We start from the raw sequence: 13,090 nt of genomic DNA, 5'->3' as shown, positions 1-13,090 counted from the left end.
TCGACGAGCCCGCCGCGACGGTCGCGGTTCGACGAGCCCACCGCGACGGCCGCGGTTCACGAACCCGCCGCGGTGACGGGCGCGGGCTCGACGCATCCGTTCGCCACCGGCCGGGCCCGGCTATCCAGCGAATCCTGAGCGGGGCCGGGGCGGACGCGAAGAGTCATCCCATAGACTTCCCGTCGGTCGCCGGCCTGAACGCCGCTGCCCACCGCATCCCCGTCGTTCGTCGCTGACAGACGTTCCGCAGGCCCGAGAGGACCCGAGCATGAGCCGGAAACCGCCCCGCGCACCACTCGCGCGGCACGGGCGTCTCCGCTCGCCGCGGGCGATCACGCAGGTCGTGGCGATCGCGGCGACAGTGCTCGTCGTCGGCCTGCTCGGGCTTGCCGGCACGGCGGCGTTCGCGCTGTGGAGCACGACGTCGACCATCACCGACAACGCCGTGGCGCTCGAGTCCACCAAGCCGCTGCCGCCGTCGATCGGCGAGATCGAGGGCGGCGTGAACCTCCTGCTGGTCGGCACCGACTCGTGCCAGGGACAGGACCTCAAGCTCTTCCCGCGGTGCGCGCACGACGACGGCGGCGAACGCAACGACGTCACGATGCTCGTGCACATCTCCGACAACCCGCGGCGGGTCACCGTCGTCTCGTTCCCCCGCGACATGCTCGTGCCGATCCCGTCGTGCCCGTCGCCGAGCGGTGGCCGGTACTCGGCGATGAGCGAGCAGATGCTCAACGTGTCGTACAGCTACGGCGGCCTCGCGTGCACGGCGCTCACGATCAAGGACCTCACCGGCGTCGACATCCAGTTCGCGGCGGCGATCCGATGGACCGGCGTGATCCACATGTCCGATGCGATCGGCGGCGTGAATGTCTGCGTGGCGGGCGACATCAACGACAAGCACACCGGTCTCCACCTCACGAAGGGCGAGCACACCCTCAAGGGTGCGCAGGCGCTGCAGTTCCTCCGCATCCGGCACGGCATCGGCGACGGGTCCGACCTCGGTCGCATCTCGAACCAGCAGCAGTTCATGTCGTCGCTCGTGCGCAAGCTGCAGTCGGGGGGAGTGCTGGGCGACCCCACGAAGCTGTTCGCCCTCGCGACGACGGCGATCCAGCAGGTCAACGAGAAGCAGCTCGTGCTCGACCAGAACCTCGCCAACCCGACGCGCATGGTGCAGATCGCGATGGCGGTGAAGTCGGTGCCGTACAAGGACATCGTCTTCGTGCAGTACCCCACGACGTACGACCCCGCGGACGCCTCGCGCGTGCTGCCGGTGCACAGCGCCGCCGACGTGCTGTTCACGGCGCTGAAGGACAACAAGCCGCTGAACCTCACCGGCAAGGCCGGCGTGGGCGTCGACGCGGAGGGAGCGGTGCCCGACGGCTCGGCGACGCCATCCCCGACGCCCACCGCGACCGCGACGACGACACCCGGCCCCGACGATGCCGTCGACCTCCCGGGCGTGATCACCGGCACGACGGCGGCGCAGACGACCTGCACGCGGCCCGAGCAGTAGCCGGACTCCACGGTGGCGGCCCGAGCGGGCGGCGCCCACCTCCCGTTCCTGTGCCCGGCGCGCCGGGCAGTAGGCTCGACGCGATGAGCACGACCGCACGCAGCCCCCGCACCTACCTCCTCTTCATCGCGATCGGGCTCGCCGCGGGGCTGCTCTCCGGCCTCTTCGGTGTGGGCGGCGGGACGGTCATCGTGCCGCTGCTGACGCTGCTCGCCGGCTTCGAGCACCGGCGCGCGGCCGGCACGTCGCTCGCCGCGATCGTCCCGACGGCGGCCGTCGGCGTCATCTCGTATGCGGTGCACGACTCCGTCGCCTGGATCCCGGCCCTCATCCTCGCCGCCGCGGCGGTCGTCGGCGCCCAGGTGGGCACGTGGCTGCTGGCACGCATCCCCGTCGTCGCGCTCCAGTGGGCGTTCGTGGCGTTCCTGTGCGTCGTCGTCGTGGGCCTGTTCTTCGTCGTCCCGTCACGCGAGGCGCACCTCGAGCTCACCGTGCTCAGCATCGTCGGTCTCATCGTCGCCGGTTTCGTGACCGGCGTGCTGTCGGGGCTGCTCGGCGTCGGCGGCGGCATCGTGATCGTTCCGGCGCTCATGCTCGGGTTCGGCACGAGCGACCTGATCGCCAAGGGCACGTCGCTGCTCATGATGATCCCGACCGCGGTGTCGGGGACCGTCGGCAACCTGCGCCGCGGCAACGTCGACATCCCCGCGGCGGCCTGCATCGGCATCGCGGCGTGCACCATGACCGCCCTCGGCGCGTGGCTCGCGACGCTCATCGATCCGTTCGTCGGCAACATCCTGTTCGCGCTGTTCGTCGTGTTCATCGCGGTGCAGATGGCGCTCAAGGCCCTCCGCTCCGGGCGGGGCACCGCCCGCGGATAGACTGGCCGGGTGCCCGTGAATCCCCAGCTCGTCGGCCGTACCTTCGCGCCGACCGCCCCGTACCTGGTGGGCCGCGAGAAGGTGCGCGAGTTCGCGCGCGCCGTGCTCGCGACCGACCCGCAGCACACCGACCCCGACGCCGCGCGCGCCTTCGGCTACTCCGACGTCGTCGCGCCTCCGACGTTCGCCATGGTGATCCAGGACCTCACGCTGCAGCAGCTGCTCGCCGAGCCCGACGCGGGGATCGCGCTCGAACGGACGATCCACGCCGAGCAGCGCTTCCGCTACACGAGGCCCATCGTTGCGGGCGATGAGCTCACGGGGCAGCTGTCGATCACGGCCGTGCGCGCGGTCGGCAAAGGCGCGATGGTCACGAGCGAGGCAGAGATCACGGATGCGTCGGGCGCCCACGTCGTCACGGCGACGTCGGTGCTGCTGATCGGGGGAGACGAATGACCGCCGAGCACCCAGGCGCGGCCCTCGCCGTCGGCGACGTCGTTGCGGAGTGCACCGTCCATCTCACGCGCGATTCGCTCGTGCGTTACGCCGGCGCGTCCGGCGACTTCAACCCCATCCACTACCGCGACGATGTCGCCGCCCGCGTCGGCCTGCCCGGCGTGCTCGCACACGGCATGCTCACGATGGGCCTGGCGGTCGAGACGATCGTGCCGTGGCTGGGCGACTCCGGGCGCATCCTCGAGTACGGCGTGCGCTTCACCCGCCCCGTCGTCGTCGACCCCGACACCGGCGCCGACGTCACGGTTCTCGCGAAGGCAGCCGTCGTCGAGGAGGACGCCGCCCGCATCGACCTGACCGTCACGCACGCCGACACGACGGTCCTGGGCAAGGCCCAGGTGCGGGTCCGGCTGCCCTGACATGCCCGAGGTCGATCCGGTCCCGCTCGCGCGGCTGACGACGCTGCGCACGGGGGCCGCCCCGGCGCGCATGATCGATGCGCGCGCCTCCGACGAGCTCGTCGGCGCTCTGCGCGAGGTGTGGAGCTCGGGCGACGAGTGGTTCGTGCTGGGCGGAGGATCCAACCTCTTCGTCGGAGATGAGCCGTTCGACGGGACCGTGGTGCGCATCCTCACCCGCGGCATCGAAGACCTCCCCGCGCCCCGCCCAGGCTTCGCGCGCCTGCGCATCCAGGCCGGCCACCCCTGGGACGACGTCGTCGCCCGCGCCGTCGACCGCGGACTCGCGGGGATCGCGGCGCTGTCGGGCATCCCGGGCACCGCGGGGGCGGCGCCCGTGCAGAACGTGGGAGCCTACGGACAGGAGATCATCCAGACCCTCGTCGAGGTCGAGCTGCTCGACGAGTCCACGGGCGAGCTGAGCACCGTGCCGGCGTCGGAGCTCGGCCTCGGCTTCCGCACCTCCGTGCTCAAGCATCACTACGGCTCGGAGCCGCTGCGGCCTGCTGTCATCGTGTCGCTCACCCTGGAGCTCGAGGACCGCGGAGAAGGGGCCGTCGCGGTTCCCGGTGTGCAGCTGCGCACGGCCCTCGGCCTGGATGCCGACGAGACGATCACGCTGCGGGGCATCCGCGAACGCATCCTGCAGATCCGCGGGAGCAAGGGCATGGTGCTCGACGATGCCGACCCCGACACGTACAGCGCCGGGTCGTTCTTCCAGAACGCCGTCGTGTCGGATGCCTTCGCCCGCACGCTGCCCGACGCGTGCCCGCGATGGCCGGTGGCCCCCGACCCGGCTCCGGAGCGGATCATCCCGCTCGACGAGTACGCCGGGCTCGTGCCGACCGATCCGTCGCCCGCGCCCGACGTGAAGGTCAGCTCCGCGTGGCTCATCGAGCACTCGGGGTTCGGCAAGGGGTTCCGGCTGCCGCGGTCGCGGGCCGGCCTCTCCACGAAGCACGCCCTCGCGCTGACGAACCGCGGCGACGCGACCGCGGACGAGCTCGCCGAGCTCGCCCGCTTCATCCGCAGCCGCGTGCACGCGGAGTTCGGCCTCCTGCTCCAGCCCGAGCCCGTGCTCATCGGCGTCGAGATCTGACCTCCGCCGGTGCGGCGAAGTCGTACGATCTCGCCGAATGCACATCAGTTCTCGCGCGGGATGATGTTCAGCCGGCGAAATCGTACGATCTCGCGGGGTTAGGCGGGGCGGAGTGGGCTGAGCGAAGCGGAGGTCGATGGGATGAGCGGACGGGGCGACGGCCGCCGGCTGAGACGCCGGCGGCGGACCCTTCCGCGCACGGGCACTACTTCGCGGGAGGCATGAGCACCGAGTCGATCAGGTAGACGGTGGCGTTCGCTGTGTGCACGCCGCCGCAGATGACCTTCGCGTCGTTCACCATCATGGCGTCGCCGCTGCCGGTCACCGTCACGTCCTGACCTTCGACGGTCTTGTGCGTCCCGTCGATGCTCGACGGCGGGATCTGACCCGGCACCACGTGATACGTGAGGATCTTCGTCAGCGTGGCGTCGTCGGTCTTGAGGCTGTCGATCGTCGACGACGGGATCTTCGAGAACGCGTCGTCGACCGGCGCGAACACCGTGAACTCCGACCCGTTGAGCGTGTCGACGAGGTTCACCTTCGGGTTGAGCTTGCCGCTGACCGCCGACACGAGCGTGGTGAGGAGCGGGTTGTTGGACGCGGCGACCGCCACCGGGTCCTGCGACATCCCCTGGATCGACCCCGCGCCGTCGGGCACCTTCTCGGCATAGCCGGCACAGCCGGGACCCACGAGGTCGGCAGCCGGGTCCATTGCGGCCGGGGTCGATGCCTCCGGCTGTGACGCCGACGGCTGCTCCGCGGCAGGCGTAGTCGCCGCCGCGTCGTTGCCGGAGCCCATCGAGCAGCCGCTGAGGGCGACGGCGGCGCCGATCACCAGCGGAACGGCCAGATACATCTTCTTGCGGAACATCTCGTCCTCCTCGAGTCGTCCGAGAGCGTCGTGCTCCCGGCATCCATCACCTGTTCGCGGCGGTCCGCCGAACGGATTGGATCGGTTTTCGCGCAAACCGCTCGGGGCTCGGCGCCGAACAACAGCCAGACGACGCCGAACCACGCCGCGTCGGACGACGCAAGGCCCAAGGAGCGCAGATGGAACTCATCGTCATCGGACTGCTCGGCGGTCTCATCACCGGGATCTCACCGTGCATCCTGCCGGTGCTGCCGGTCATCTTCCTCACCGGCGGCGCGCAGTCGGCGCGCTTCGACGACGCCCCCGCGCCGGCGCCGCGCTCGCGCCCCTACTTCGTGATCCTCGGCCTCGTCACGAGCTTCACACTCGTCACACTGGCCGGCTCGCTCGTGCTCGGCCTGCTGCACCTGCCGCAGGACGTGATCCGCTGGGTCGGAATCGGCGTCCTCGTGCTGATCGGCGTCGGCCTCATCGTCCCGCGCGTCGAGCAGCTCCTCGAGCGGCCGTTCCAGCGGCTCGCGCGGCGAACGGATGTCGCCAACAGGGGCCGCGGCTACGGCGTCGGGCTCGCACTCGGCACGGTGTTCGTGCCGTGCGCGGGCCCCGTCCTCGCGGCGATCATCGTCGCCGGGTCCACCGGTCGCATCGGGTGGGACACCGTGCTGCTGACGACATCCTTCGCCATCGGCGTCTCGGTGCCGCTGCTCGTCTTCGCCCTCGCGGGGCGCGGTCTCGTCGAACGCATCCGGGCGTTCCGCGCCCATGAGCGCGGGCTCCGGATCGCGGCCGGAGTCGCCATGATCGCGCTCGCCGCCGGGCTGGCCTTCGATGTGCCGCAGGCGCTGCAGCGGCTCGTGCCCGACTACACCGCGCAGCTGCAGCGGTCGCTCACCGACAACCCCGACGCGCAGCGCGCGCTGCAGCTCGGCGGTCTCGTGAACGACGAGAACCGGCAGCTCTCCCGGTGCACCGCGAACGCCGACCACCTGCAGTCGTGCGGACCGGCGCCGCGGCTGAAGGGCATCACCGCGTGGCTGAACACCCCGGGCGGGGAACCCGTCGACCTCGCCGACGAGCGGGGGAAGGTCGTGCTCGTCGACTTCTGGGCGTACTCGTGCATCAACTGCCAGCGCAGCCTTCCCCACGTCGTCGCCTGGGACAAGGCGTATCGCGACCTGGGCCTCGAGGTCATCGGCGTCCACTCTCCCGAGTACGCGTTCGAGAAGGATGCCGGCAACGTCGCGGCCGGCGCGAAGGGGTTCGGCATCACGTATCCCGTCGCCCTCGATGACAACCTCGCCACGTGGACCAACTACCGCAACCGGTACTGGCCGGCCGACTACCTCATCGACGCGAGCGGCACGGTGCGGCACATCGGCTTCGGCGAGGGTGACTACGCGCAGACCGAGCAGATGATCCGCCAGCTGCTGACCGACGCGAACCCCGACGTGCAGCTGCCGCCGCCGACCGACGTCGCCGATCTCACGCCGACGGCGGGCTCGACGACGCCCGAGACGTTCCTCGGCTTCGCGAAGCAGCGCAACTTCGCCGGATCGGCGTACCCCGACGGCGACTCGAGCTTCACGCTGCCGGGCGACCAGCCCGCCGACACGTTCGCGCTCGGCGGCGACTGGACGATCGCCTCGCAGTTCGCGACGCCGTCCGGCGACGTGGCGCGGTTGCGGTTGCGATTCCACGCCGCCACCGTCCGCATGGTGCTGGGCGGCAGCGGCACAGTGCGCGTGCGTCAGGACGGCGGGTCGTGGCGTGACGTCGACGTCGCCGGAGTGCCCCGATCGTACGCCGTCGTCACGGGGGCGGATGGATCGGATGCCGTCCTCGACGCGACGGTGACGGCGGGAGTGAAGGTCTACTCGTTCACGTTCGGGTAGCCCGGCCGCGGTCGAGCCCGTGCGGGTTTCGAGGGAGGTGTGCGGCATGCTGGTGGATATGGTGATCGACGGAATCGACGTGCCCGAGGACGGCTCCGATCCCGTCGACGCCGCCGGGGAGCTGATCCGGCGCACCGCTCTCGGAGATCGTGCGGCGTTCGCCCAGCTCTACGACATGCTCTCGGCTCGGGCGTTCGGTCTCATCCTGCGCGTGCTCGTCGACCGCGCGCAGAGCGAGGAGGTCCTCCAGGAGGTGTTCCTGGAGGTCTGGCAATCCGCGGGACGGTTCGCTCCGAACAAGGGGCAAGGGAGGGCGTGGCTCCTGACCATCGCTCATCGCCGGGCCATCGACCGCGTGCGCTCGTCGCAGGCGAGCAGCGACCGCGACGTGCGCGCGGGGTTCCGCGACCTCGCGACGGCGCCCGCGGGAGTCGCCGAGCAGGTCGAGCTGCGGATCGAATCCGCGCGGGTGGCGGATGCGTTGCACCGGCTCCCCGAGCCGCAGCGCGAGGCGATCACGCTGGCGTACTACGGCGGGTATTCGCAGAGCGAGATCGCGGCGCTCACCGGGTCTCCTCTCGGCACGGTGAAGACGCGGATGCGGGACGGATTGACACGACTGCGGGTGGAGATGGGGGTGACACGGTGACCGAGGAGGAGTTCGCCGAGCTCTCGGCCGGCGCCGCGCTCGGCGCGCTCGGCGCGGATGACATGCGTGCGTACCGCGCAGCACTCGCGGAGCACCCCGAGTGGGCCGGGCGGGTGGAAGAGGATGCGGCGACCGCGGCCTCGCTCGCGGAACTGGCGGACGACGTGCCGCCGCCGGCGGCCCTGCGCGGTGACACCCTCGCCCGCATCGACGGATTGCCGCAGGGCGGATCCGTGGGGTCGGAGCGCCGGGGCGACGCAACCGTGCGGCCGGGGCCGTTGGCTGACGCGTCGGTCGCGTCGGAGCGCCGGGGTGACGCATCCGCTCCCCGGCAGCATCCGCAGCGCGACGCATCCGTCCCGCCACGGGCAGGGCGCAGCTGGGGTCGCCGGGCGTGGTTCGCGCTCGCGGCGTCGGTCGTGCTCCTCGTCGGCATCGGCGCAGGCGCGATCATCGCGGCGCAGCACGCGAGCAGACCCGCCGCCGTGGTGGCCCTCGACGACATCGAGGCGGCACCCGACGCGCAGCAGGCGACAGCCGACGTGGAGGGCGGCGGGCAGGCGACGCTGCACTGGTCGCCGTCGCTCGGGAAGGCGGTGCTCGTCGCCGGCGACCTCCCGGAGCTCGCCGACGACAAGACCTTCGAGCTCTGGTACGTGCGCGGGCAGACCCCTATCGCGGCAGGGACGTTCGAGGCGACCGGTGCGTCGACGTCGGCGCTGCTCGATGCGGGCATGCGGCCGGGGGATGTGGTCGCGGTCACCGTCGAGCAGAACGGGGGCTCGCCGACGGGTCGGCCCACGACGCAGCCGATCGTCGCGATCCCGACGGCCTGAGCCGCATCCGCCGCCGCTGCGCCGACGTGCGGGGAGGCGCCACGGCCCCAGCACGGCCGGGCGGCCTCAGCACGGGCGGGTCGCCTCGGCACGGCCGGATGGCCTCAGCAGGGCCTCAGCGCGGCCGGGTCAGAGACCCACGCTGCCCTGCATGATCCCGCCGTCCACCGTGACGCTCGTCGCCGTGATGTAACCGCCACGGTCGGATGCGACGAAGACCACCGTGTCGGCGATGTCCGACGGCTCGGCGACGCGCCCGAGCGGGATGGCGGCCTTCAGCTTGGCCGACTTGTCGGGGTCGTCGAGCGTCCGCGTGTTGATCGGCGTGTCCACCGCTCCCGGGCAGACGTTGACCACCCGGATGCCGTGCGGGCCGAGCTCTACGCCCGCGGTGCGGGCGAGCATCCGCTGCCCGCCCTTCGAGAGGCAGTACGGGGTGTTGCCGGGCATCGGCCAGTCCTCATGCACCGACGAGATGTTGACCACGACGCCGCCGCCACCCTGGCTGATGAACTGCTTCGCGGCTGCCTGGGTGCCGAAGAACGCGCTCTTCAGGTTCACGGCGAGCACCTTGTCGTAGTCGGCCTCGGTGGTGTCGAGCACCGACGTGCGGGTCTCGATGCCGGCGTTGTTGACCATGACGTCGAGGCGCCCGAACGCATCGACGGCGGCATCGACCATGTGCTGCACGTCGTCGACCTTGCTCACGTCGGCCTTGACGCTGATGGCGTCGCCGCCGTCGGAGTGGATGCGGTCGATCAGGGATTTGGCCTCATCGGGATGCGTCACGTAGTCGACGACGACCTTCGCACCCTCCTTCGCGGCGGCGAGCACGATCGCCTCGCCGATGCCACTGTTGCCACCTGTCACGATGACGGTCTTCCCCTCGAGCAGCATGATGCCTCCTCCTTCGTTCTCGGGTTCGCGAGGCAGTCAACGCGGCGCGGCGAACGAAGGAAAGGGGGTTGCGCGATGCCTGACCGCGAGGAAGCGGCCGCGGCGGCTCGCGGTGTCAGGCGAAGAGGCTCTGCAGGCGCTTCACGCCCTCGAGCAGTTGGTCGTCGCCCAGGGCGTACGAGAGGCGCACGTAGCCGCTGGGGCCGAACGCCTCGCCGGGCACGACGGCGACCTCCACCTCGTCGAGGATGAGGTCGGCGAGCTCGAGCGAGGTGGTCGGCGTCTTTCCCGCCCACTCCCGGTTCAGCAGTCCCCGCACGTCGGGGTACACGTAGAACGCGCCGTGCGGCGTCGGCACCGTGACGCCGTCGATCTTCGACAGCTCCTCGACGATGAGCCGGCGTCGCCGGTCGAACGCCTGACGGAAGCCCTCGGCTTCGTCCTGCGGGCCGTTCAGCGCCGCGATCGCCGCGCGCTGCGCGATGTTGTTCACGTTGCTGCACAGGTGCGACTGAAGGTTGCCCGCGACCTTGATCGCGTCGCGCGGCCCGACCATCCAGCCCACGCGCCATCCGGTCATCGCATACGTCTTCGCGACGCCGTTCACGAGGATCGTCTGCCCCGCGACCTCGGGCACCGCCTCGACGATCGAGACCGCCTTGACCCCGTCGTAGACGAGGTTCTGGTAGATCTCGTCGGAGATCACCCAGATGCCGTGCTCGAGCGCCCAGCGGCCGATCGCCGCGGTCTCGTCGGACGTGTAGACCGAGCCGGTCGGGTTCGACGGCGAGACGAACACGAGCGCCGTGGTCCTGTCGGTGCGGGCCGCCTCGAGCTGCTCGACGGTGACCTTGTAGTCCTGGTCGGCACCGGCGAACACCTCGACGGGAACGCCGTCGGCGAGGCGGACGGCCTCGGGGTAGGTCGTCCAGTACGGGGCGGGAAGCAGCACCTCGTCGCCCGGGTTCACCACGGCCTGGAACGCCTGGTACACCGACTGCTTGCCGCCGTTGGTCACGATGATCTGCGCCGGGTCGACCTCGAGGCCGGAGTCGCGCCTCGTCTTCGCGGCGATCGCCTCACGCAGGTCGGGCAGACCCGCCGCCGGCGTGTAGCGGAAGTTCTTCGGATCGCGCAGGGCCTGTGCCGCAGCGTCCACGATGAACTGCGGCGTCGCGAAGTCGGGCTCGCCCGCGGCGTACGAGATGACGGGCTTGCCCTCGGCCTTGAGGGCCTTCGCCTTGGCGTCGACCTTGAGAGTCGCGGACTCGGCGATGGCGGACAGCTTGCGGGACAACGGAGCACGTTCGGTCACCCTCCCAGCGTATCGGCCCCCCTCTCGTCGAGATCGTACGATTTCGACCAGACCACATGAGTTTTCGTGCAGATTGGTGTGCAGCGGGGAATGTGATGTGGTTTCGCGGGCGACGAAGTCGGGCGCTAACCTGATCGTGAGACTGGGTGCCGCGTATACTGAGCCTCAGTCCCAGATCGAGGAGATCCCATGGCCGCTGCATCCGGTTACGTCGCGCCCGTCGATGACTATGCGTTCCTCTACGGGGAGGCGTTCGGCGTCGACCTTCCCGCACGCGCGACCGGCGGAGAGCTGACGGCCGCCGACGCGACCGAGATCGTCGCGGCCGCGGGGGAGTTCGCCTCCTCCGTCCTCGCGCCGCTGCAGACCGCGGGAGACACCGTCGGCGCGCGGCTGGAGGACGGCGAGGTGCGCCTGCCCGACGGGTTCGCCGACGCCTATCGGCAGTTCGTCGAGGCCGGCTGGATCACCGCCGAGGCCCCGGTCTCCGCGGGCGGCGACGGGCTCCCGGGCGCCGTGCGCGCGGGTCTCGGCGAGATCTGGAACGGGTCGAACGCCGCGTTCGCACTGTGCTGGCTGCTCACCGCCGGCCAGATCCACGCACTCGACGCCGGGGCATCCGACGAGATCCGCGAGACCTATCTGAGCAAGCTCGTCTCGGGTGAGTGGACCGGCACGATGAACCTCACGGAGCCCGACGCGGGCACCGACCTCGGAGCGATCCGGACCATCGCCACCCCGCGCGGCGACGGCAGCTGGTCGATCAGCGGCCAGAAGATCTTCATCACGTGGGGCGATCACGACGTCGCCGAGAACATCGTGCATCTCGTGCTCGCACGCACGCCGGATGCGCCGGCCGGCGCGAAGGGCCTCTCGCTGTTCGTCGTGCCCCGCATCCTCGTGAACGGCGACGGCACGCTCGGCGGGCGCAACGGGGTGGAGACGGTCGCCATCGAGCACAAGCTCGGCATCCATGGCTCGCCGACGTGTGTCCTGTCGTACGAGGACGCGACTGGATACCTCGTCGGCGAGGTCGGCGGGGGACTTGCCGGCATGTTCGTGATGATGAACTCCGCGCGCACCGGGATGGGCTTCCAGGCGACCGGGATCGCCGATCGCGCATATCAGCAGGCGGCGGCCTACGCCTCCGGGCGCCTGCAGGGGCGGGTGCTCGACCGTGCGGACGGCGCCCCGATCGCGGAGCACCCCGACGTGCGCCGCCTGCTGCTGTCGATGTCGAGCCGGATCTTCGCGATGCGCGCGCTCGGCGTGTACACCGCCGACCTGTTCGACGGCGACGACGTGGCCCTGGCCGAGTTCTTCGTGCCGATCCTCAAGGGATGGGCGACTGAAGACGCGGTCCAGATCACGAGTGACGCCATCCAGGTGCACGGCGGCATGGGCTTCATCGAGGAGACCGGTGCGGCGCAGCACTACCGCGATGCGCGCATCATGCCGATCTACGAGGGCACGACCGCGATCCAGTCGAACGACCTCGTCGGCCGCAAGCTGATCCGGGATCGGGGTGCCACCGCCGCGGAGCTGTTCGGCCGCATCGAGGCGACCGTCGCGCACCTGCGCGGGCTCGATCATCCCGTCGCGGCGCGCACCGCCGACCGGCTCGAGCGGGCGGTCGACGCATCCCGCCGCGTGACGCAGTCGCTCCTCGGCTTCCACCGGCCGCGCGACGCGTACGGCGTGAGCGTGCCCTACCTGATGCTGCTCGGGACGCTCGCCGGCGGGTGGATGCACGCGCTCGCCGTCGCCGCCGTGCTGGAGCACGAGGAGCTGTCGACGACGGATGCGGCGCGCCTGACGTCGGCCGACTTCTACGGCGCCCACCATCTGCCGCGCGTGCACATGCTCGCCGAGACGGTCGAGGCCGGCGAGATCGCCTGACCTCGCGCGGGAAGCGGCGCCCGTCCGGACGGAATCCCGCATGACGAACAAGCACCGCGGAGCGCCGCCCGTCGGGGCTGCAGGTTTCCGCTCATGCGCCAGGAAAAGACTGGCGCAACAGCGGAGATCTGCCGCGCGTCGCCGATGCTGCAGCATTCGACGGACCAGGAGGGTTCGAAGGGGATCGGAGGCATCGGGGCCGGAGGGCCGGAGGAGCCCCGGAGAGCCGGAAGAGCCCGGAAGGCCGGAGGGCCGGAAGAGCCCGGAAGGCCGGAGGACCGGAGAGCCCCGAAGGAGCCCGGAAGGCCGGAGCCC

12 protein-coding genes are annotated in these 13,090 nt (G+C 71.0%); 9 read left to right on the top strand and 3 right to left on the bottom strand.

The features are described 5' to 3' along the window. Positions 1 to 268: 268 nt before the first annotated feature. The 5 genes from AC3RX1_RS12345 (at position 269) to AC3RX1_RS12325 (ending at position 4,416) form a co-directional block, all read left to right on the top strand. Entirely contained in the window at positions 269 to 1,522 is a 1,254-nt protein-coding gene (locus AC3RX1_RS12345; protein ID WP_491501540.1) for an LCP family protein, read from the top strand. A gap of 83 nt (positions 1,523 to 1,605) precedes the next feature. Next, positions 1,606 to 2,403 carry a sulfite exporter TauE/SafE family protein gene (locus AC3RX1_RS12340; RefSeq protein ID WP_491501539.1) on the top strand — a complete coding sequence of 266 codons (798 nt, stop codon included), beginning with the start codon at positions 1,606 to 1,608 and terminating at the stop codon, positions 2,401 to 2,403. A 9-nt stretch (positions 2,404 to 2,412) separates the two neighbouring features. Then, a complete protein-coding gene (locus tag AC3RX1_RS12335; protein ID WP_491501538.1) occupies positions 2,413 to 2,859 on the top strand; it encodes an FAS1-like dehydratase domain-containing protein in 447 nt (148 codons plus the stop codon). Next, positions 2,856 to 3,278 (top strand): MaoC/PaaZ C-terminal domain-containing protein, encoded by a 423-nt coding sequence (locus tag AC3RX1_RS12330; RefSeq protein WP_491501537.1) that lies wholly within the window; start codon positions 2,856 to 2,858, stop codon positions 3,276 to 3,278. Before AC3RX1_RS12335 ends, AC3RX1_RS12330 begins: the two co-directional genes overlap by 4 nt. A gap of 1 nt (position 3,279) precedes the next feature. Continuing rightward, on the top strand, positions 3,280 to 4,416 hold the full coding sequence (locus tag AC3RX1_RS12325; RefSeq protein ID WP_491501536.1) for a UDP-N-acetylmuramate dehydrogenase: 1,137 nt from the start codon (positions 3,280 to 3,282) through the stop codon (positions 4,414 to 4,416). 205 nt (positions 4,417 to 4,621) lie between these two features. Here the strand turns inward: AC3RX1_RS12325 and AC3RX1_RS12320 are convergent, their stop codons facing one another. Next, entirely contained in the window at positions 4,622 to 5,287 is a 666-nt protein-coding gene (locus tag AC3RX1_RS12320) for a fasciclin domain-containing protein (protein ID WP_491501535.1), read from the bottom strand. Positions 5,288 to 5,466: 179 nt separating this feature from the next. Between AC3RX1_RS12320 and AC3RX1_RS12315 the strand changes: the two genes are divergently transcribed. Genes AC3RX1_RS12315 through AC3RX1_RS12305 form a run of 3 tightly spaced genes read left to right on the top strand, consistent with a single transcriptional unit; the run spans position 5,467 to position 8,664 of the window. Continuing rightward, a complete protein-coding gene (locus AC3RX1_RS12315; RefSeq protein WP_491501534.1) occupies positions 5,467 to 7,179 on the top strand; it encodes a cytochrome c biogenesis protein DipZ in 1,713 nt (570 codons plus the stop codon). 46 nt (positions 7,180 to 7,225) lie between these two features. Next, positions 7,226 to 7,828, top strand: coding sequence for an ECF RNA polymerase sigma factor SigK (sigK, locus tag AC3RX1_RS12310; RefSeq protein ID WP_491501533.1), 603 nt, complete (start codon positions 7,226 to 7,228; stop codon positions 7,826 to 7,828). Beyond that, complete coding sequence (locus AC3RX1_RS12305) at positions 7,825 to 8,664, top strand: anti-sigma factor (protein ID WP_491501532.1); 840 nt, start codon at positions 7,825 to 7,827, stop codon at positions 8,662 to 8,664. The genes sigK and AC3RX1_RS12305 overlap by 4 nt, the downstream gene beginning before the upstream one ends. 129 nt (positions 8,665 to 8,793) lie before the next feature. On the opposite strand, the gene AC3RX1_RS12300 is transcribed toward AC3RX1_RS12305, so the two are convergent. After that, positions 8,794 to 9,561 (bottom strand): SDR family NAD(P)-dependent oxidoreductase, encoded by a 768-nt coding sequence (locus tag AC3RX1_RS12300; RefSeq protein ID WP_491501531.1) that lies wholly within the window; start codon positions 9,559 to 9,561, stop codon positions 8,794 to 8,796. Positions 9,562 to 9,676: 115 nt separating this feature from the next. Then, on the bottom strand, positions 9,677 to 10,876 hold the full coding sequence (locus AC3RX1_RS12295) for a pyridoxal phosphate-dependent aminotransferase (protein WP_491501530.1): 1,200 nt from the start codon (positions 10,874 to 10,876) through the stop codon (positions 9,677 to 9,679). Positions 10,877 to 11,065: 189 nt separating this feature from the next. Between AC3RX1_RS12295 and AC3RX1_RS12290 the strand changes: the two genes are divergently transcribed. Beyond that, complete coding sequence (locus AC3RX1_RS12290) at positions 11,066 to 12,775, top strand: acyl-CoA dehydrogenase family protein (RefSeq protein WP_491501529.1); 1,710 nt, start codon at positions 11,066 to 11,068, stop codon at positions 12,773 to 12,775. The last annotated feature ends 315 nt before the right edge of the window (positions 12,776 to 13,090 follow it).

Source organism: Microbacterium altimontanum, from assembly GCF_058349865.2.
Note: the sequence above shows the minus strand (reverse complement) of the source record. Positions and strands in the feature narration are given on the sequence as shown.

Bases quoted from the DNA above. Each gene is read 5' to 3' on its own strand.
- AC3RX1_RS12345 (WP_491501540.1), top strand. From the start codon at position 269: ATGAGCCGGAAACCGCCCCGCGCACCACTCGCGCGGCACGGGCGTCTC.
- AC3RX1_RS12340 (WP_491501539.1), top strand. From the start codon at position 1,606: ATGAGCACGACCGCACGCAGCCCCCGCACCTACCTCCTCTTCATCGCG.
- AC3RX1_RS12330 (WP_491501537.1), top strand. From the start codon at position 2,856: ATGACCGCCGAGCACCCAGGCGCGGCCCTCGCCGTCGGCGACGTCGTT.
- AC3RX1_RS12325 (WP_491501536.1), top strand. From the start codon at position 3,280: ATGCCCGAGGTCGATCCGGTCCCGCTCGCGCGGCTGACGACGCTGCGC.
- AC3RX1_RS12320 (WP_491501535.1), bottom strand. From the start codon at position 5,287: ATGTTCCGCAAGAAGATGTATCTGGCCGTTCCGCTGGTGATCGGCGCC.
- AC3RX1_RS12315 (WP_491501534.1), top strand. From the start codon at position 5,467: ATGGAACTCATCGTCATCGGACTGCTCGGCGGTCTCATCACCGGGATC.
- sigK (WP_491501533.1), top strand. From the start codon at position 7,226: ATGCTGGTGGATATGGTGATCGACGGAATCGACGTGCCCGAGGACGGC.
- AC3RX1_RS12300 (WP_491501531.1), bottom strand. From the start codon at position 9,561: ATGCTGCTCGAGGGGAAGACCGTCATCGTGACAGGTGGCAACAGTGGC.
- AC3RX1_RS12290 (WP_491501529.1), top strand. From the start codon at position 11,066: ATGGCCGCTGCATCCGGTTACGTCGCGCCCGTCGATGACTATGCGTTC.